This is a genomic window from Candidatus Krumholzibacteriota bacterium, from assembly GCA_034520215.1.
In the GTDB taxonomy this organism is placed as follows: Bacteria; Krumholzibacteriota; Krumholzibacteriia; order Krumholzibacteriales; family WJIX01; genus JAGHBT01.
This window is the reverse complement of sequence record JAXHNR010000001.1, coordinates 1,130,961-1,150,367: the sequence shown is the minus strand read 5'-3', so window position 1 is coordinate 1,150,367 and position 19,407 is coordinate 1,130,961. Positions and strand designations below refer to the sequence as shown.

At 40.7% G+C, this 19,407-nt stretch carries 17 protein-coding genes; 11 read left to right on the top strand and 6 right to left on the bottom strand.

Annotation, left to right across the window (positions count from 1 at the left end):
* Positions 1-3 precede the first annotated feature (3 nt).
* From U5O15_04985 to lpxK, 8 genes are all read left to right on the top strand, one after another.
* Entirely contained in the window at positions 4-546 is a 543-nt protein-coding gene (locus tag U5O15_04985; GenBank protein MDZ7860007.1) for an OmpH family outer membrane protein, read from the top strand.
* 66 nt (positions 547-612) lie between these two features.
* On the top strand, positions 613-1,677 hold the full coding sequence (gene lpxD, locus U5O15_04980) for a UDP-3-O-(3-hydroxymyristoyl)glucosamine N-acyltransferase (protein ID MDZ7860006.1): 1,065 nt from the start codon (positions 613-615) through the stop codon (positions 1,675-1,677).
* Positions 1,652-2,962 carry a bifunctional UDP-3-O-[3-hydroxymyristoyl] N-acetylglucosamine deacetylase/3-hydroxyacyl-ACP dehydratase gene (locus U5O15_04975; protein ID MDZ7860005.1) on the top strand — a complete coding sequence of 437 codons (1,311 nt, stop codon included), beginning with the start codon at positions 1,652-1,654 and terminating at the stop codon, positions 2,960-2,962. Before lpxD ends, U5O15_04975 begins: the two co-directional genes overlap by 26 nt.
* 9 nt (positions 2,963-2,971) lie before the next feature.
* Positions 2,972-3,748, top strand: a complete 777-nt coding sequence (lpxA, locus tag U5O15_04970; GenBank protein MDZ7860004.1) for an acyl-ACP--UDP-N-acetylglucosamine O-acyltransferase — start codon at positions 2,972-2,974, stop codon at positions 3,746-3,748.
* A gap of 30 nt (positions 3,749-3,778) precedes the next feature.
* Positions 3,779-4,747 (top strand): Gfo/Idh/MocA family oxidoreductase, encoded by a 969-nt coding sequence (locus U5O15_04965; GenBank protein ID MDZ7860003.1) that lies wholly within the window; start codon positions 3,779-3,781, stop codon positions 4,745-4,747.
* On the top strand, positions 4,744-5,907 hold the full coding sequence (gene lpxB, locus U5O15_04960; protein ID MDZ7860002.1) for a lipid-A-disaccharide synthase: 1,164 nt from the start codon (positions 4,744-4,746) through the stop codon (positions 5,905-5,907). Before U5O15_04965 ends, lpxB begins: the two co-directional genes overlap by 4 nt.
* Positions 5,908-5,973: 66 nt before the next feature.
* The gene (locus tag U5O15_04955; protein MDZ7860001.1) at positions 5,974-6,657 is read left to right on the top strand and encodes a lysophospholipid acyltransferase family protein; all 684 of its coding nucleotides are present in this window, start codon (positions 5,974-5,976) and stop codon (positions 6,655-6,657) included.
* A complete protein-coding gene (lpxK, locus tag U5O15_04950; protein MDZ7860000.1) occupies positions 6,644-7,804 on the top strand; it encodes a tetraacyldisaccharide 4'-kinase in 1,161 nt (386 codons plus the stop codon). Before U5O15_04955 ends, lpxK begins: the two co-directional genes overlap by 14 nt.
* Here the strand turns inward: lpxK and alr are convergent.
* The 3 genes from alr to U5O15_04935 form a co-directional block, all read right to left on the bottom strand.
* Entirely contained in the window at positions 7,801-8,952 is a 1,152-nt protein-coding gene (gene alr, locus U5O15_04945) for an alanine racemase (protein MDZ7859999.1), read from the bottom strand. The genes lpxK and alr overlap by 4 nt on opposite strands.
* A gap of 4 nt (positions 8,953-8,956) precedes the next feature.
* Positions 8,957-10,105: an amidohydrolase gene (locus tag U5O15_04940; GenBank protein MDZ7859998.1), complete on the bottom strand. Its 1,149-nt coding sequence runs from the start codon at positions 10,103-10,105 to the stop codon at positions 8,957-8,959.
* Between the two features lie 122 nt (positions 10,106-10,227).
* Positions 10,228-10,800 (bottom strand): hypothetical protein, encoded by a 573-nt coding sequence (locus U5O15_04935; protein ID MDZ7859997.1) that lies wholly within the window; start codon positions 10,798-10,800, stop codon positions 10,228-10,230.
* Between the two features lie 238 nt (positions 10,801-11,038).
* On the opposite strand from U5O15_04935, the gene nadB reads away from it, so the two are divergent.
* From nadB to U5O15_04920, 3 genes are read left to right on the top strand one after another with little or no spacing between them, the layout of a single operon-like run.
* A complete protein-coding gene (gene nadB, locus U5O15_04930) occupies positions 11,039-12,619 on the top strand; it encodes an L-aspartate oxidase (GenBank protein ID MDZ7859996.1) in 1,581 nt (526 codons plus the stop codon).
* Between the two features lie 49 nt (positions 12,620-12,668).
* Positions 12,669-13,037 (top strand): Minf_1886 family protein, encoded by a 369-nt coding sequence (locus U5O15_04925; protein ID MDZ7859995.1) that lies wholly within the window; start codon positions 12,669-12,671, stop codon positions 13,035-13,037.
* A complete protein-coding gene (locus tag U5O15_04920; protein ID MDZ7859994.1) occupies positions 13,012-15,291 on the top strand; it encodes a hypothetical protein in 2,280 nt (759 codons plus the stop codon). Before U5O15_04925 ends, U5O15_04920 begins: the two co-directional genes overlap by 26 nt.
* Positions 15,292-15,310: 19 nt before the next feature.
* Here U5O15_04920 and amrB read toward each other — a convergent pair whose 3' ends face one another.
* From amrB to U5O15_04905, 3 genes are all read right to left on the bottom strand, one after another.
* Positions 15,311-16,783: an AmmeMemoRadiSam system protein B gene (gene amrB, locus U5O15_04915; GenBank protein MDZ7859993.1), complete on the bottom strand. Its 1,473-nt coding sequence runs from the start codon at positions 16,781-16,783 to the stop codon at positions 15,311-15,313.
* Positions 16,784-16,876: 93 nt separating this feature from the next.
* Positions 16,877-18,034 (bottom strand): AmmeMemoRadiSam system radical SAM enzyme, encoded by a 1,158-nt coding sequence (amrS, locus tag U5O15_04910; GenBank protein ID MDZ7859992.1) that lies wholly within the window; start codon positions 18,032-18,034, stop codon positions 16,877-16,879.
* Positions 18,035-18,506: 472 nt separating this feature from the next.
* A complete protein-coding gene (locus U5O15_04905; protein ID MDZ7859991.1) occupies positions 18,507-19,403 on the bottom strand; it encodes a DUF4340 domain-containing protein in 897 nt (298 codons plus the stop codon).
* Positions 19,404-19,407: the final 4 nt, after the last annotated feature.

Genomic DNA, 19,407 nt, shown 5'->3' with positions numbered 1-19,407 from the left:
GTTATGAAAAAGTTATCATTAGTAATAGTTTTTGTTTATTTGCTCACAGTAGTACCCGCCAGTCTGGCCGTGTCCGAGGAAGTCAAAATCGGATATATCGATACTGTGAAGATATTCGCTAATTTTAGTGAAACCATCGAAGCTGAAGAAACCTATCAGAAAGAAGTACAGAACTGGAGGAAGAAGGCTGAAGAGATGGAAGCTGAGATAGCACAGATGAGAGAGGAAATTCAATCTCAGCAATTGATGCTGAGCGAAGCGAAAATTCAGGAGAAACAGCTTGATCTGAATAAAAAGGTTGAAGAATATCGTGCGTATATGCAGGAAATATTTGGAGACAATGGCGAAGCAGCAAGAAGAAACAAGGAATTGACAGAACCTATCGTTGAAAAAATAAACACTGTGATCGCAAAGATTGCGGAAGAAGAAGGATATACATTAGTGCTCGACGCAGCTCAGGGTGCCGTGTTGTATGGAAAAGATTCTATTGATCTGACAGATAAAACAATAGAAAGGCTCAAAAAAGAATATTCAACTGTTCAGTAGCCGTAAGCTGATAAATTTTATTAATAATTAATTCGTAAGGAAACTGTACTTGATCGGAAAATAGTTATGTCTTCATTTATACTTGGAGAACTTGCTGAAATAGTAGGCGGAAAGCTCATCGGAGATGATAATCTCGAGATTACAGGAGTATCCGGGATAAAAAGTTCGACTAAAGGGGAGATAACATTCCTGGCCAATCCAAAATATGAATCCTTTTTGAGCGTCACTAAAGCATCGGCAATTATTACTTCAAATGATATATCGGACGAATATTCGGGATCTTTCATAAAAACAGAGAATCCCTATCTCGCGTTCTTAAAGATCGTCAAGCTTTTTGATTCTCCCCACACTGAGAAATACAAAAGAGAGATAGATAAATCAATATCTATTGATGAAAGTGTTGAACTTGGAGAGGATATACATATTGGGAAGAATGTCTGCATCGGCAAAGGTGTGAGTGTAGGCAGCAGGACGACTATTTTACCGTTCGTATATTTAGGGGATGGAGTGGAAATTGGAGACGATTGCCTGATCTATCCCGGCGTTACTATACGTGAAGGCTGCAGTATTGGGAAAAGAGTAATTATTCATTCGGGGGCCGTAGTTGGGAGCGATGGATTCGGATATGCAAAGGAGGGCAGTGTCCATAAGAAGATTCCGCAGATAGGTATTGTAAGAATCGAGGATGATGTGGAAATTGGAGCTAACAGCACGATTGACAGGGCAACAACAGGCCAGACCGTTATTGGGAAAGGGGCAAAGATCGATAATTTGGTTCAGGTAGCTCACAATGTTGTTATTGGTGAAAATTGTATAGTTGCCGCTCAGTCGGGCATATCAGGGAGCACGGAATTAGGAAGAAATGTGATTCTCGCCGGACAGTCAGGGCTGGTAGGACATATTAAAATAGGAGATAACGCTAAAGTAGGAGCGCAGGGGGGGGTAACCAAATCTATTCCTGAGGATACGAGCGTTTCAGGTTATCCGGCCAGAGAGCATAAGAAGGCACGTAAGATTTACGCGGCGACAGCACGTCTTCCGGCTCTAGTTAAGGAATTTAGGAGGTTGAAGGAAAAAATCGAAAAACTCGAGAAAGGATATAAGAGTGGTTCGTCAACAGAGGACGATTAAAAAGTCGTTTTCCTACCGCGGTATCGGGCTTCACACCGGGAATAAGGTTAATATGGTCTTTAACCCGGCTGGCCCGGATACAGGGATAATCTTCAGAAGAGTTGATCTTGATCCCGTGGTGGAAATCCCGGCGAAAGCGGAGTTTATTTATTCCGGGAAGAATATTCGCAATACAACATTATCAAAAGAGGGTCATAAAATACAAACTGTTGAACACGTTCTGGCCGCGATTTCAGGTCTTAATATCGATAACTTGATTGTTGAATTGGATGCGGTGGAACCCCCCGAACCCTCCGACGGAAGTTGCGAGGAGATAGTAAAATTATTTGACAGTATAGGATATAAAAGTCAGGGAATTCCTGCAAATTTATTTAAAGTAACAGAACCTGTGTCATACAGGGAGGGTGATATTGAATTAATTGCCCTTCCTTATAATGGCTTTAGAATCAGTTTTACAATTGAATATAATAGCACATGTATAGGTACGCAGTACGCTTCATTCGAAATCAATCCGGAAGTATTCAGAAAAGAGATTGCGCCTTCGAGGACATTTGCCCTTATGTCCGATGTGGAGTTACTGAAATCTCAGGGACTTATAAAGGGTGGGAATCTTGATAACGCTATTGTTGTGGAAGACAATAAGATTCTAAATGAAAAGCCATTGAGATACGATGATGAATTCGTACGGCACAAGATTCTCGATCTTATAGGAGACACCGTATTTGCCGGCGCTCCTATGCAAGCTCATATTATAGCAATAAAATCAGGCCATGACTATAATCTTAAATTCGCCAAAAAATTGTCTGAAGCATATAAGTCCGGCATGAAAAAATCTGACGCAAAAAAGGATAAGTCGTGGAACATAAATGATATAATGGACATTATGCCTCACAGGTATCCATTTTTGCTTGTTGACAGGATATTGGAACTTGAAGATGACAAGAAGGTTGTGGGAATTAAAAATGTTACTATAAATGAACCCTTTTTTATTGGTCATTTTCCCGGGCACCCGATAATGCCCGCCGTTTTGATCGTTGAAGCTATGGCACAGGTTGGAGGTTTTCTTCTGCTCTCCTCTGTTGATAATCCAGATAAACACCTCGTATATTTTATTGGCATTGATAAAGCGAAGTTCAGAAAACCTGTTGCTCCCGGAGATCAAATCCGCTTTGAGCTGGAGATGGTTTCACTTAAAAGGAAATTTTGCAAGATGAAGGGTAAAGCCTATGTTGACGGTAAACTTGTGGCTGAAGCGGTACTTACATCATCGATAATAAAACGTTGAGAGGTATTAATGGCAGTATATATAGATAAGATGGCGATAGTAAAGGAGGGAGCTGTACTGGATAAAGATGTCAGTGTGGGGCCTTTTTCTTTAATAGAAGAGAACGTTCGTGTTGGTAAGGATACTAAGATAGGCAGTAATGTTCTTTTGAGCGGCAACACGGAGATAGGAAGAAATAATGAAATATTTCACGGTGCTTCGATCGGTACGCAACCTCAGGACCTAAAATACGCGGGTGAAAAAAGTTATGTAAAGGTAGGAGATAACAACACGATCCGTGAATATGTTACAATAAACAGCGCCACAGAAGAGGGTGAAAGTACTGTTGTCGGCAATAACTGTCTTTTGATGGCATATGTTCATATAGCGCATAATTGCATTCTCTCAGACAACGTAATTCTTGCAAATGCCGTAAATCTGGCTGGCCATATTAAACTTTACGAACATGTTATAATAGGAGGAATGGTACCGGTACATCAGTTCGTCTCGATAGGAGCGCACGCCTTCGTGGGAGGAGGCACTAGAATATCAAAGGATATTCCTCCGTTTGTGAAGGCTGCTGGTATTCCGCCTAAGGTCAACGGCATAAATAGCATAGGCCTTCAGCGAAGGGGTTTTACATCAAAACAGAGAGAAGTCATAAAAAGAGCTTATAACATTCTCTATAGGAATGGACTTAATGTTTCCCAGGCAATCGATAAAATAAATAATGACCTTGCTCAAACTACTGAAACTAAGATGATTGTGGATTTTATCGCCAGCAGCCGGCGGGGAATCACTAAATAATATATCTTTCTAGACAATCCGGGGGTTCAATTGAGTCTTTCAAACAGTAGACTTAAAGCAGGTGTAATTGGTACCGGGAATCTGGGGAAAAACCACGTTAGAATATATTCAGGCTGTAATGATATAGATTCTGTATACCTATATGATATTGATCGCGAAAGAGCCAAGAAAACCGCCGTCAAGTACAACGCGGAATTTTCCTCTTCTGTAAGTCAATTGTTCAAAGAATGTGATATAGTGAGTGTCTGCACTCCCGCTACTACTCATTTTGATATTGTCTCTAAAGCTCTAGATAGCGGAGTGGATGTTCTGGTGGAAAAACCTATCGTTTCAGATTGGAGAGATGGAGAGAAACTTGTTGATAAAGCGAAAGAGAAAAATAGAATCTTGCAGGTTGGACACATTGAGAGATTCAATGGAGTGTTTGAATCGATTTTTCCTCTGATCAGAAACCCGATGTTTATAGAATGTCACAGGTTGGGGACATTTACTCCCAGAGGAACAGACGTGTCGGTTATTGTCGATCTAATGATACACGATATTGATATTATACTCACAATTCTGGGTAATGATGAATTGGTTGAAACACGGTCCTCGGGAGCCGGGGTGATAACTGAATACGCGGATATTGTAAATGCAAGGCTTGAGTTCGAGGGTGGTTGCGTGGCGAATATTACAGCCAGCAGAATTTCACCGGAGCCGTTTCGAAAAATACGGTTCTTCCAGGAAAATCTGTATCTTTCAGCTGATTTTAGAAAGAAAGAGGTGAAAGCATTTCGTAAAGCGGATGGAATTGATTTTAATACAGTATCGGAAGACCCCACATCGTTTATAGATCCTCTACGTGTTGATGTTGATATGGAAGAGCCCTTGAAAAAAGAGATTTATTCATTTATCAGCGCGGTGAGAAACAGCACAGATGTTGTTGTCACAGCGGCACAGGCGGTAAAAGCCCTGAAAGTAGCGGAAAAAATAATCGAAGGTATAAAAATTGGTTGAGTGAGATCATGAATATTCTTCTTACCTGTGGTGAAACGAGTGGGGAATATCACGCTGGACTCCTTGTTTCAGAACTTAAAAAAATTGAAAATAATTGTCGTATTATCGCGCTTGGAGGAGAAAAACTCAGGCGTGCGGGAGCGGAAGTTTCCTTTCCCATGGAACGATACGCTCTTATGGGTTTTTCAGAAATAATATCCGGTCTTCCCGGGATAATTTCCCTTGAGAGAAAACTAAAAGCGGTCATAGAAAAAGGAAATATTGATCTGTTTATCCCGGTCGATTATCCGGGGATGAATTTAAGATTGGCTAAGTTTGCTCACCGAAGAGGCGTACCTGTTTTGTACTTTATAAGCCCCCAGGTTTGGGCTTGGGGAAAATGGCGTATAAAAAAGATGAAGGGGAATATAGACCTTATGACGGTAATATTACCCTTTGAAAAGCGTCTCTATGAAGATGCACGGATTCCTGTTTATTTCGCGCGGCATCCCGCTCTCGAAGAAATTGCTCACCCCGGGGGTAAAAAGGAATTACCCGAGGACCAAAAGGATTTTAAGGTACTTTTATTTCCCGGCAGCCGATTGCAGGAGGTTAAGAGAATACTGCCTCCAATACTCGAAGGAGCACGAAATATTCACAAAAAATTTCCCTCCGCCAGTTTCATATTGGGACTTGCTCCTATGATAAAGGAGAACGATATTGAAATCCCGGCCGATATTTATCCCTACATTAAAGTATCAAGAAAAGGCCTTACCAAGTTAAAAGAAGTAACTCTTGTTCTAGCCGCATCCGGCACGGTTACTCTTCAGACTGCTATTTCTGGGACACCTATGATTACTATCTATAAAACATCCGTGTTTAACTATCTGCTAGGAAAAATTCTTATACAGATTCCATACGTAGCTTTGCCGAATGTTCTCGCCGGAAGAATGATAGTGCCGGAAATGATACAGGGTCGAGCCGATGGCGAAAATATTGCTACCGAAGCTCTGGACCTTTTAACTGACGCGGATAGGTACAGAAAGGTTTCGGGAGAACTGCTGAATATTAGAGAAAAACTCAAAGGCGGGGGTAAATTGAGCGATGTGGCGGAAATGGCTTTTAAATTGGCAAGAGGGGAGAATATAGAAGCTAAAAAAACAAGAAGGGCATTTTATTAAAAGGCAATTGTTTCGGGATAGGGGCTTACCGGAATCTGTGATAGATATATTTTTTAAGGGAAGTTTATGAAAGTTAGAATACATCCGGGAATAATGAGTTTCCTCGGTGCAATCTTCATCCGTCTGTTGGGGTTCACCTGGAGATTCAGGTTTGAGGGACAGGATAATCTAAGGAGAGCGAGAGAGCTCTCCGGTAACGTGATATTTTCTTTCTGGCACAGCCGGCTTCTTGTATTGAGCTACACGCACAGGGGAGAAAATATTCAGGTGTTGGCTTCACAACACTCAGACGGGGATTTGATGGGAAGAACGATAAGATGGCTTCAATATGGTCATCTTAAGGGGTCAACTACAAGAGGCGGAGCAGGCGCGATACGTCAGCTCGTATCTGTTTTAAAGCGTGGTCTGGATGTTGGTCTGACCGTTGACGGACCTACCGGCCCAAAGGGTGTAGTCCAACAGGGCGCTGTCGAGATAAGCAGAATGACCGGAAGTGCAGTAATACCTATTTCAAGTACAGCACGGAGGAGAATTTTGTTTAATTCATGGGATAAATTTCAGTTACCATTTCCATTTACTGAAGTTATTGTTTCTTACGGGGAACCGGTCGTTGTGGGGCAGGGAGCGGGAAGTGAAGAACGTGAGAAAAAAAGAATACTAATTCAGGACAGATTAAATGAAATGACATCTTCTCTGGATAGAAAAGCCGGGCATAAAGGATCGGATGTGTGGCCTCATGAAAATTCATGAAAGATACTCGATTGCTGAAAAGATGTTCATGGGGAAAGGTTTTTGGATCGTATTTCTGCCGCTCAGGTTTCTTTTGTCCCTTTTTTTTATCTCATGGCTTAAAATAAAATGGCAATTTAATGACAACCAAACTGGATTATTAAAAAGAAAGAATGAGGTTTCCAAAGTCAAAGATCTTTCTTCACGTGTTATTTCTGTCGGCAATATCGTCGTGGGGGGAGGCGGCAAAACGCCCTGCGTTATCGCCATAGCTGAGGAAATAAAGAGAAATGACGGCATGCCGGTTGTTATTACAAGGGGATATGGCAGCCTTGCCGAGAAAGTGAAAAGACCTATTGTAATATCAAAGGGTATAAACCTCAATTGTAGAGAAGGTGATTATCTTACGGAAGCTGATTTTGCCGATGAGAGGGAAAGCATCCTAAGTGATAGACTCTTCGCCAGGAGATTCGGAGACGAAGTTTCTATATACAAACAACTTGGTATATCCGTTGTAATTGACTTCAATAGAGCCAGAGGAGCTGAATTAGCCGATAAATTACTTAATCCGACAGATATACTTCTAGACGACGCTTATCAAAATAAATCTCTGAAGAAGGATAAGAATATACTGCTTCTTGATTACAAACTCCCGTTTGACGGAGGAAGAGTACTCCCGCTGGGATCGCTCAGGGAAAAACCTGAAGCTGTCAAAAGAGCGGATCTGATAATATTTACCAGAGCGGAAGGGGAGGAAGTCCCGCCTGAGGTATCAGGGTTAATTCGAGGAAAGAGAGTATATTTCTCAAGACACGAATTTTGCTGTCTTTACGGACGTAACGGACAAAGAATCAGTCCCTGGAAGCTAAAGCAAAGAAGACTCGTTCTATATTCAGGAATCGCTTTTCACGCTTCATTTGAAGATATGGTGTCAAATGAGATTTCAATCCCCTCGGCTTCCTTCAGATATTCAGATCACTATCGTTACAATAAGGATGATATTGAATCTATGATAACAGAAGCCGGTAAAGGCGCCTGTTATCTTACTACTGAGAAGGACTGGTTTAAGACGCATGAATTGTTTCCGGAAAGTATAGAGCTTTATGCTGTCAGCATGAAAATGGTATTCAGAAAAAGTGATTTACGGGAGATTTGTTCCGGAGATTAATCGGTTATTATACGGGGAATGTGTTCAGTTAATCTGGCAAGAAGTTCGTAATTTATATCGTGGCTGGTAAATTTGCTGAATGATGAGACGGATATCGAACGGTTTTTCTGTTTACCTATCAGAACTACTTCATCCCCTTTATTTATCTGAGGTATTTTTGATACTTCCACAATCATCATGTTCATACTTACAAGACCTATAACATTGGCCCTGTATCCATTAATAAGAACGTGGCCGTAATTGCTAAGCGAACGGCTGTAGCCGTCAGAATATCCAACAGGTATCGTGGCGATTTTCATATTTGCCGGAGCTTGAAAGGATGTGTTATATCCAATAAATTCTCCTCGTTTTACACTTTTAACCCCCATGACAGCGCTTTTCCATGTAAGAACCCGCTTTAATGGATTGACCTTTACGTTGTTGCGGCTTAGATAATAAATATAAGTTTCCATGCTTGGCCAGAATCCGTATTGCATAATTCCTATTCTAACAAGATCCATCCTGCTTTCCGGATAGGCAATCGCGGCGGCTGAAGAAGCGGTATGACACAGTTGGGGAGTGATATCTGACTTTATAAATCCTTTTAAAATCCGTTTGTATCTCCTTATCTGCTTTTTCACTCTGACGTAATTCGCTATACTTTCAGCTCCGGCATAATGGGTACAAAGTCCTTTGAATATTAGATATTCCCCGTTTGATTTAAGCACTTCACGAACCTTCTTTAATTCACGGGCTTGGAATCCAGTACGGTTCATACCTGTTTCAATATCTATATGCAGTTTTGCTTTCTTTTTTATTTTTTTTGCAATCTCCAAAGATTTGTTTAGATTATCCGGATCGGAAACAAAGAACTCTATATCATTTTCAATAGCCCAGGCTATTTCCTCATCGTTGATGTAACCCATAATCAGTATTGTGCTTCCGCTGCTGACATTAAATGCTTCCAGGGCTTCGCACGCGCTGAAAACAGAGAAATGATCAATGCCGCACTCTTCTGCCAGGGGAACAAACTTTGAAATACAATGGCCGTAAGCGTTCCCCTTGATTACTGAAGATAGCCGGATCTTGTTGCCGAAATAACATCTAAGGAATATTATATTATTTCTTAACGCGGATTTGCTTATTTCAATATATGATGTATTGAACATGTAATCACCTGCTTAATATCAAATTTATTATTTCACTGAACATTTTGATACCGGTTGGAATTATTTCTTCCGGAAAATCATAATCAGGATTATGGAGACGGGGGTGGTTTCGTCCAGCCCCTATACCGAACATAGCACCGGGGCAAAGTTTTGTAAAATGTCCAAAATCTTCTGACCAACGAAACGGCTCATCTATAAGAACAGTATTGAAGCCATTCAAAGAGGCCGCTTCTGATAATATTTTCACGCAGCCGGGGTCATTGACAGTTGATGGAAACTCTTCCATCCAGTCAATCTTTATGTCTATTCCATATTCTCCGCAAGTATTCTCCGCGAGCTTCATGGACCGAGATGAAAGTAATTTCATATCATCTTCGCGAAATGCCCTGAGGGTTGTAATTATTTTAGCGTAACCGGGTGATGTTCCAAGGGCGATTTCGCCAAGTTTGGCGAATACTACAGTTGAGAGAACAAAATCTTTGTAATCGGTCTCTTTAGAGGGCATAAGCGTGATATTCTTTACGATATCCGCCATTGCGAGGGCGGGGCTCTTTCCCCTCTCCGGCTCGGCCGCGTGTGAGGTCTTCCCAGATAGTTCAACTGCCATGCCGCTTGACGCGGAAGCAAATATCCCATTGCTTAAAACAATGCTATTAAGGTCAAAGCCGGGGAGATTATGCAGGGAGAAAGTGTAATCAGGTTTGATTCGATTGAATTTTTTATCCTCGATCACGCGAGCGGCACCTTCACCTCTTTCCTCCGCGGGCTGGAAAAGAAGAACTACTTTTCCACGGTTTGGCCTTGAGGAGGAAAGAATAGCAGCAAGTCCGGCGATTATTGTCATATGTCCGTCGTGTCCGCATTTGTGTGAACAGCCGGGATTCACAGAGCGATAACTTACATCATTAATTTCGTCTATGGGGAGAGCGTCAAGTTCACAGCGTACTAATAAAGTCGGGCCGCCCCTTTTTCCATTATAAACTGCCGCGAGGCCGGTACCGGCAATTTCTGTAATAATGTCGTCTGGTTCATAAAGAGAGAGAAAATCAAATATTTCACCCGCGGTTTTTTGTTCATACCAGGAAAGATCAGGATGGCTGTGAAGTTTCCTTCTAAGATTTATCAATGACTTATCGGTATTCTTTACTTTCATAATTCATAATAAACATAAAAGAAAAAATAGCAAAATACATAATTAAATGACCCTTAATTTCTTTGGTGTAAGGGTCATTGTAGTAGTATATAATATATATTTGTTCTCTTTGACAGATATTTTTAACTCCCGGAATCATCAAGATAATCAGCGAATCCTACCTGTAATCCAGCATCAAAGCTCATAGTTCTGTCTTCCGCCTGTACTTCATGTCCTACGAATGTAATACGGGCGTTTGAGATTAACTCCGTATTTGTATTCCTAATTCCATAGAGAGGGAGCTGGTTTTTGTCGGAAAGGGGTACAAGAAGAATTGTTGCCTCAACTGTTGAATTTGCCGGTACAAGAATGCTGGTATTTCCGGAAAAAGATTCGACAGGTATGCCTGCATCTGTTGTTTCATATTCAACCCTGTAACCGGTAACAAGGAAATCTCCAAGAGATGTTTCATCTACATCGACTATACTGGAATACGGTCTATTTGTAATGGTGACAGTAGTAAAATCTTCAACAACAGTAGAATCTCCCGAATTTACATTTACAACGTCACTTGTAAACGGGGCACCTTCATTGATGTTGCTTACATATAAGACAGTTCGCTGGCTATAGGTAGAATCTTTATCACAACCCAGTTGAAAAGCCGCAAAGGCGACGACCGGTAGTATAATTATAATAAATATTTTCTTTGACAACATCAGGTGACCTCCTCTAATAGATACTGCTCACTTTTTATATATAAGCTTAAGCAATGATTATGCCAAACACCGGCAGCTTAGATATGTGGTAACTAATATTATAATATATAGATACATGATTCTTTAACTTGATATGATTCTTTAGTTATCCGTTTTTGTGCAAATTGCAGTTAATTGTTGCGGAATTTATCTTTATTTTATAGAATTTCAATAGAATTTAAAGTAATTGGAGTAAACTTTGACTATTGAAGAAACTGATATTCTTATAATAGGAAGCGGACTGGCGGGGCTTTTTCTAGCCTACAAAGCGTCTTCATACGCGAAAGTAACAGTTATAACCAAGAGAGAAATAAATTCATCCAACACAACTAAGGCTCAGGGTGGAATAGCGGCTGTTTTAGACGTGAACGATTCATATGACAGTCATCTCAGAGATACAATGACAACCGGGAAGGGACTATCTGATTTAAATGCTGTTAAGACAATGGTTCACGGGGCAAAAGACAAAATAGAAGATCTTATGAATATCGGTGTGCGTTTCGATTTAGATAAAGAGACGGGGTTGCTGGATTTGACAAGGGAAGGAGGACATAGTAATGCCAGGGTTATCCATTATCGTGATTTTACGGGCTTTGAGATATCAGAAAAGGTTATAAGTACCGTAAAAAATATTTCATCGATTAAGATAAATGAGTTTTATTTCGCGATTGATCTCATTAAAGATAATAAAGGCGCAGTTAAAGGATGTTTTGTCCTGGACAGGAGAAAAAATAAGATAAAAGCCGTCAGAGCAAAATCAACTGTCCTTGCCACGGGAGGAGCGGGCAAAATATACCTTTATACTTCAAACCCTGATGTGGCTTCGGGAGATGGAATCGCTATGGCATATATGGCTGGTGCGAGATTATCTAATCTGGAATTTGTTCAATTTCATCCCACATGTCTGTATCATCCCGAAGCAAAGTCATTTTTGATATCAGAGGCCCTGCGGGGCGAGGGAGCTATACTTAAGAATATTAAGGGTATTGAATTTATGGAGGGCAAAGACCCTTTAAGAGAACTCGCGCCGCGTGATATTGTTGCCAGAGCCATAGACAGTGAGATGAAAAGAAGCGGAGCTAAATTTGTTTATCTCGATATTACGCACAAATCGTCAAGCTGGCTCAAGAAGCGTTTTCCGTCTGTTCATCAGAGATGCGCTGAATTTGGGATAAATATTGGAAAGGATATGATACCGGTTGTACCGGCCGCTCATTATATGGTTGGAGGTGTAAAGACAGATATAAAGGGAAGAACAAATGTCGAGGGACTTTATGCGATAGGGGAGGTCGCCTGTTCTGGCGTTCACGGTGCTAACAGGCTTGCGAGCAATTCCCTTCTTGAGGCATTGGTTATGGCCGATGAGTGCTCGAAGGTATTGAAAGACTGTATTAAGGATCATCTGATATTGAGTAAAAATCAATTGTCTTATCCGGTCTTGGGTGACGCGCATCGCATTCAGACTGTAATCCTGGATCATGATTGGGATCTTGTAAGGAGAATTATGTGGGATTATGTGGGGATTGTCCGCAGTGACGAGAGATTGAACATAGCCAGGAAGAGGGTCTATCAGATAAGAGAGACAATAAATAAGATTTACTCCAGATATGGCGTTTCTGTTGACATGGTTGAACTGCGTAATATTGTGCTGGTCAGCAGTCTTGTAGTTTATTCGGCGATATTAAGAAAAGAGTCGCGCGGGCTGCACTACAATTCTGATTATCCATACACTAACCCGGCATGGAAAAAAGATACGATCCTCGAACCGGGTGTAATATAAATTTTTTACCATTTTGAGGATAGAACCTAATTTTTTAAAGGAAGCTCAAGTGGATATTGAAGAACACCTTAAGGTTGTTGAAGAGATTAGTAAAGTTGACCCGAGATATAAGGTGAACGCCTATATCTTTGTTATTGTAGCAGTTGAAAGAACTATAAGTGCACTTTCGTCTGTAAGGCACATTTCCGGAAAGGAATTACTCGCTGGAATAACAGATTACGCTATAGAACAGTTTGGACCTATGTCAAAAGAGGTTTTTAATTTCTGGGGTATAAAGAAATCAACAGATTTTGGTAATATTGTCTTTAATCTTATTGAAGCAGGTTTGTTAACAAAGACAGCTGAAGATTCAATAGATGATTTTAAAAACGGAGCGAATTTTAAGAAGATTTTTGAAGAGGAATATTTTAAGAGATAGAAATAGAATTGCCGATGTGAAGACAATAATCAAAAAACGTGATCTGCTTGCCGTAGGGGCTTATGCTATATGCTCCCAGGCTATTTTCATAAGAGAGATGCTTGGGCTTTTCAGTGGGACTGAATTTGTTGTAAGTCTATTAATTTCAAGTTGGCTTCTTTGGGTTGGCGTGGGGGGAATTAAAGGCGGGAGGCTGTTCAAAGGCATATTCGCCAAACGGTTTTCAGCTTTTCGGGGATTGATAGTTTTCGCCGCATTAATATTTCCAGCGACTATTCTGTTTATTAGGTACGGAAGAGGGCTACTCGTTACTTCCCCCGGAGAAATGCCCCCCTTTTTCAAATCTATCCTGTTTTGTGTTTTAGCTATGTTTCCCGTTGCCTTCGCTAATGGATTAATATACAACGCGGCAAGTAAATGGTGGGGAGAGAAAACAGGAGTTATCTCAACTGGTGTTTCATGGGTCTATATACTGGAAGCGGCAGGTTCAGTGGTGGGAGGATTGCTGTTCTCTTTTGTACTGTTAGAATTTTTTACTCAGTTTGAAATTTCATTGATAATCTCCTTTATAATCATAACGGTTATTCTACGTCCTTTTAGAATGGAAGGCAGGTTCTGGTGTAGAATAATATTTATTATCATATTGGGATCGGGGATGCTGTTTTTCTCCAATAAACTTGATTATAGAAGTATAAACTGGCTTTTCCCTGAATTTAATATAAGAGGTTTTGGTTCATCCAGATACGGCGAAATTGCAGCTGTTCAAAACGGCGAAGCTGTCTCTTATTTCTCCGGCGGTTCAAGATATTTTACTATTCCCGATATTCAGAACATTGAAGAGGTTGTTCATATTCCTCTCCTTTCTCACAAGAATCCAAGACGGGTTTTAATTATAGGTGGAGGATTGGCGGGCGAAATAAAGGAGATATTTAAACATAATTCTGTCGAAAGTGTAGATTGTGTTCAGCTTGATGACCGTCTTATGAAGATGGTACTTAAGATATCAAAGAAAGATAACTTAGATATAGAAGATTTTACTGAAGATGATAGAGTGAATTATTTCGTAGGTGACGGCAGATTGTTTTTAAAATCAACAAATTACAAATACGATGTTATTATTGTTAATACTCCGGATCCATTGAACCTCGAATTAAACAGGTACTATACAAAGGAATTCTTCCATACGGCAAGGAGCGCGCTTATGCCTGACGGAATTTTTTCAATTTCGCATTCTTCCTCCGAGAATTTCATCTCGGACGCTCAGTCAATGGTATTGCGAACGATCAAGAAGTCCCTTGATGTTGTTTTTAGCGGTGTAAGTCTTATGCCGGGAACGGTAGTTCATTTTATCGGATCCGAAAAAAAAGTAAGCGCGAATGAAATATTGGATAATCTGAAAAGGCGCGGATTGGATACAAAATTCATAAACATGGATTATATTCCATACAGATTCTCAGAAGATAGACTGAATGTCTTATCTTCAAAGATTAACGATCTCTCTGATGTTGATGTAAATAGTGATCTCATCCCGATTTTAACCGCTTACGAAATGTTTCTGGAGTTAAAAAAAAAGGGGTTAAACTTAACAGAGCGGTTCGGCGAAATTACCGCGGTTAGCAAGTGGTTTCCCGTTTTTGCCGGAGCTGTCATTATTGCCCTGATTTTCCTGATCCCCGGAGAGGAAGTTGCTGCTAAATTGGATGTATGGGGGGTAGGGTTGACGAGTTTTCTCTTTCAGATTAATCTGCTTTTAGCTTACCAGTCATTTTCAGGTTATTTGTACAACGGGATTGTTTTTCTTACAGCTTTCTTTATGGCTGGTATATCTATCGGGACCTGGAGTACTTACAAAACCCCTTTTAAATTCTCGAGAGATCCGCAGGGTATACACGCCGCTTTCATTGTATTTTCTCTCTTCTATATTATCTGGCTGTTAGTTATAGGCAGGATTGCTATAGGCATAATAACAGGTTCGATTGCTTTTATTGCCGCTTCTTTCGTTGGAGGTTTTTTTACGGGGACATTTTACAGAGTTGTTGTTTCTTCAGCCCTCGACAGGTTACCAAATCAGCAGCCGGCGGTATTTTACGCGTGGGATATGTTCGGTGCCTGTGTTGGAGGTATCCTGGGCGGAATATTTATTTATCCATTCTCGGGAAGCCCCGGCGCTATAGCTCTTTTTGTTTTTATACACATCGCCAGTATGCTGCTGCTGACAAAAAAATGGAAGAAAGCTTATTTGTCTGACAACTGACAGGTAATAAACAGTTGGTTCAGTGAAGATCAAATTCCTCTTCTGAAAAAACATCAGCCGTAAAAATTTCTATTTTTGTGTCGGGGCTTTTCCAGGCTTCTTCCGGAAGATTTGCTTTGATGCATGTCTGGTTCAAGAATTTTTCTCTGTCCCATCCCCATTCAACGGGAACCTGGGGTAAAAGCAATCCTCTTTTTGCACCTCGGCTTATAATCAGTCCATGCTGTCCAACTTTTACTTTTGAAGGATCATCGATTTCTGTAATAGGGCTGAGCACTGATATTTCAATGCTGAGCTCTGAGATCTCACCGGCTTTGACGGGAGGGAATCTGTAATCGTTGAAAGCCGCCGATTCGGCCATATCAGAAATGGTATCGACTAGAGGTTTTACTGCTTCAATATATCCTATGCAGCCTCTTAACCGGCCCCTCTTTTTAAGTGTAACGAAAGCGCCCCGCATCTCTTTGATAATAGGAGAAGAAGGGATTTCAATATCTAATTTATGACCTGATAATTTTGTTCTGATAACTTCCCTGGCAAGCTTCAGAAGAAATACCTTATCATCTTGAGAGAGAGAATGATCCTCAGTGACGGCAGCTGGATTATTACTGTGTTTCTCGTCCGAAAGCGCGGTTTCTTCTTTTTCATTATCGTTAAAAATAGCCGCGGATACATAACCTACAACACTGCTCGTATCACCGGATACATCTCCGGAATCAGCATGTTTAAGAATGGAGCATTTGTCAGCGCCTAATCCGATAGAGGCCATTAAAGCAACCAGGACAGGGCCTCCGCCGCATGCTTCAGCAACTCCTGAATCGAGGGATTTTGCTAAGCCATCAGTGTCAAGCTTTTCAAGATGGCCTATGAAGGTGCTGTCCAGCCGGTCAGCCTCGTTGCTGTTATGAAAATGAGAAAGATCGGTGCTTGCGACAATAAGAAAATTTTTTCCCCTGAGAGCATCGATGAGTGCTTCGGCAAGAGATTCAATATTTTTGCTATTTTGATTTCCCATTACAACAGGGACCAACTTGAATTCATTAAGAGCAACTTGCAGGAAAGGGAGCTGAACTTCCAATGAATGCTCACCTCTGCCTTTAGCTGATTTTATGTGACCTTTAGTGTCTATGCGTATATTATCATCGTAAGATGTAATTTTATCAACGATTTCCCTGTCGACAGGTATATCACCCAGGGGTGTTCGATATGCTGTGCCATTGAAGATGGAGGAGTAATCGAAGAGGTCCGTGTGGCTGGGGGAAATGACGACAACCGTTTCGTAATTTTGTCCTGTAATTATTTTGTAACCGTGAGAGGCAACGGAGCCGGAGTAGATGTATCCAGCGTGCGGGGAAACAAGAGATAAGATTTTACCACTAAATCTACCCGTGTCAGCTTCCTCGAAAAACCCTTTTATCATATTTCTAAGTATGGTGGAATCAGCGGGATAGAATGAGCCCGCTACAATTGGATTACGAACTGATTTTTGCATTTTATCCCTCTTTTCTTCCATGCTGCTGGATCTGCTTTGGACTAATAGAATAATAAATGTTAATATCAATAGCTTCAAATATTTCAATATTAATCAAACCTCCCATATTCCCGGAATAGGTTCTCTGCAGAAAGCGCAATGCCCATTATTAATATGTACATTTACATTGTAACCTCTTCTTTCTATAATCGGTTTTGAACAGGCGGGACAGAAGGTGTCTTCAGTTCTGTGACCTGGGACATTTCCGATATAAACGAATTTTAACCCCTCTTCTCTGCATATTTTGTATGCGGTCTCGAGGGATGACACGGGAGTTGGCGGAAGATCTTTAAGTTTGTACTGCGGAAAGAATCTTGAAAGGTGCAGAGGTGTATCTTCACCGACGTTTCTGACCAGCCAGCGCGCCATATCTCGTATTTCAGAAGGAGAATCATTTAGGGAGGGAAGCATCAGGTAAACTATTTCAAGCCATACACCTTCGGATCTTATTTTAACAATAGAGTCTAAAACAGGTTTTAGTTTTCCGCCGCAGATATCGCGATAGTATTTATCCGTAAATGATTTGAGATCAATCTTAATGGCGTCAGTTATTCTACAGAGGTCTTCAAGAGGCTTCTGCCTGTAGAAACCATTTGTAACAACGAATGATTTTATATTCTTCGAAGCAGCTTCTTCTGCTATATCTTGCGCGTATTCTATAAATACAACAGGTTCACCGTATGTGAAGGAAATAGATGGAGCTTTGACTGAAACAGCCTTTTTTACAATTTGTTCCGGTGAGCGCCATTTAGTTTCTATCATCTCCGGTGATGATTGGGATATTTGCCAGTTCTGGCAGAATTTACATTCTAGATTACATCCGACAGTTGAAAGAGAAAATGATTTTGTCCCCGGAAGAACATGAAAGAACGGTTTTTTTTCAATAGGGTCAAAATGTAGTGAGCATGCCCGGCCATACGTAAGCGTGAAGAGTTTTCCTCCTATGTTCTTTCTGACACCGCAGTAACCTTTTTTGTTTTCTGATATTACGCATCCTCTCGGACATAGAAGACAGCGCACCTTATCGCTGCCTGCTATTTCATAATACCGGGCTTCGAAATCAGCGTTTTCAGCAAATGTGCTGCCGAAAGGTATTCCTAAAGTTCCTGAAGCTATTAGAGAACCAGTTGCCATAAGAAAAGTTCGGCGGGATATGGGAACTTCCGCGGGGTGTTTCTTTCCCTTGATATATTCATCGGATCGTATCGGCATTTAATTAACCCTCCAGTATAAAAATACACTAGAAGTGAATATTTCGCAAGTACACTTGGAAGTGGAGTTTCCCCAATTTTTATAACCTATAAGGCAGTCGATGATTTGTAACAGTATGCGGCTGATTGATATTTTCAAAATCGTGGTCAATTCCCCCGGCGAGGGAATTGTACGCTCTGCGCCTCGGGCTCGCTCTTTCTGCCCCTTCGGGCCAGAAATCCTTGCCCGCTCGCCACTCGGCGAGGGTTTTGAAAATATCAATCAGCCGCACTCATCAGCAATGAAAGCCCTATTCCACTTACCAATCCTGATAACTGATTGTATCTCGCAATGTTATTACAATACTTGCCGAATTTTCAGAGGGAACTCCACTACTTGGAACGGTACTTTTTTAAATATATGACTATATTTTGTTTTTGAAGAATTTTCTTTATAATGGATGCACCGGCTGATAATGAGCGCAGAGAAAGTTTCAATTAAAAACTGTCAGGATATCGCTCTTTATAAGAAGTACTCCGGCTCGGTTGCTTTTTCTTGCGTAAATCTTATCGCTCACGCGGTTTCCGAAGTATATTGTTATATCTTCATCAAGGGTTCCAATCGTAATTGAATAGTCGGGGTTTTCAAGTCCGAATGCCGCGAGGTTATCATTATTCTCAGAGGGGAATTTGTAGATAAGAGCTTTGGGTAGTGTTTCCAGAAAATTGTCTATAGATACGTTTTTTAAAGGAACGGAAATATCATCAGAATTCCAGTCGTTATTTGATTTCTTTAATGTAAACTCCCCTTTAGATGATCTGAAGGTGAGTTTATTGATATTGTAGTTTTCAATATCGATAAGCTTTTTATTTCTAAAATGGAAAAGGGTTTTTTCTTTAAGTAGTATTGAAATTTCAGGCGAGAGAATCACATCATTTGAAGAATTAATTCTGAAATAGCATTCTTTGCTGGTGGGCGTCTTATCTCCGATATGAAGCGTGTCCGGTTTAGATGAATTCTTCGAAAAGAGCAGAATTTGACATTCCGGATCTTCAAGGCCGTATAGTGAAAGATCCTGAACATTGGGGAAAACAGCTCTCAGGCGGCTGGCAAAAACACTTTTGATCATAAGATCTATTGAGAATTTCGATCCCTTTGTTTTTATCGGATATGTTATAATCCATCCGGAATTACTTTGTTCAATCTCAATCCTCTTTTCTTTACTCTTTTTAAAAACTAACTTAGTGATATCCAGGGGGTTATTTGTTGATAGAAGCCGCCTTTGATCCCTATAATTATCATCACTTCCGGTAGGTCGATAAACCGAGAATACGAATAGGGTAGAGATGAACAAAATAATAAGAAGAACATATACTGATTTTATTTTCATAAGA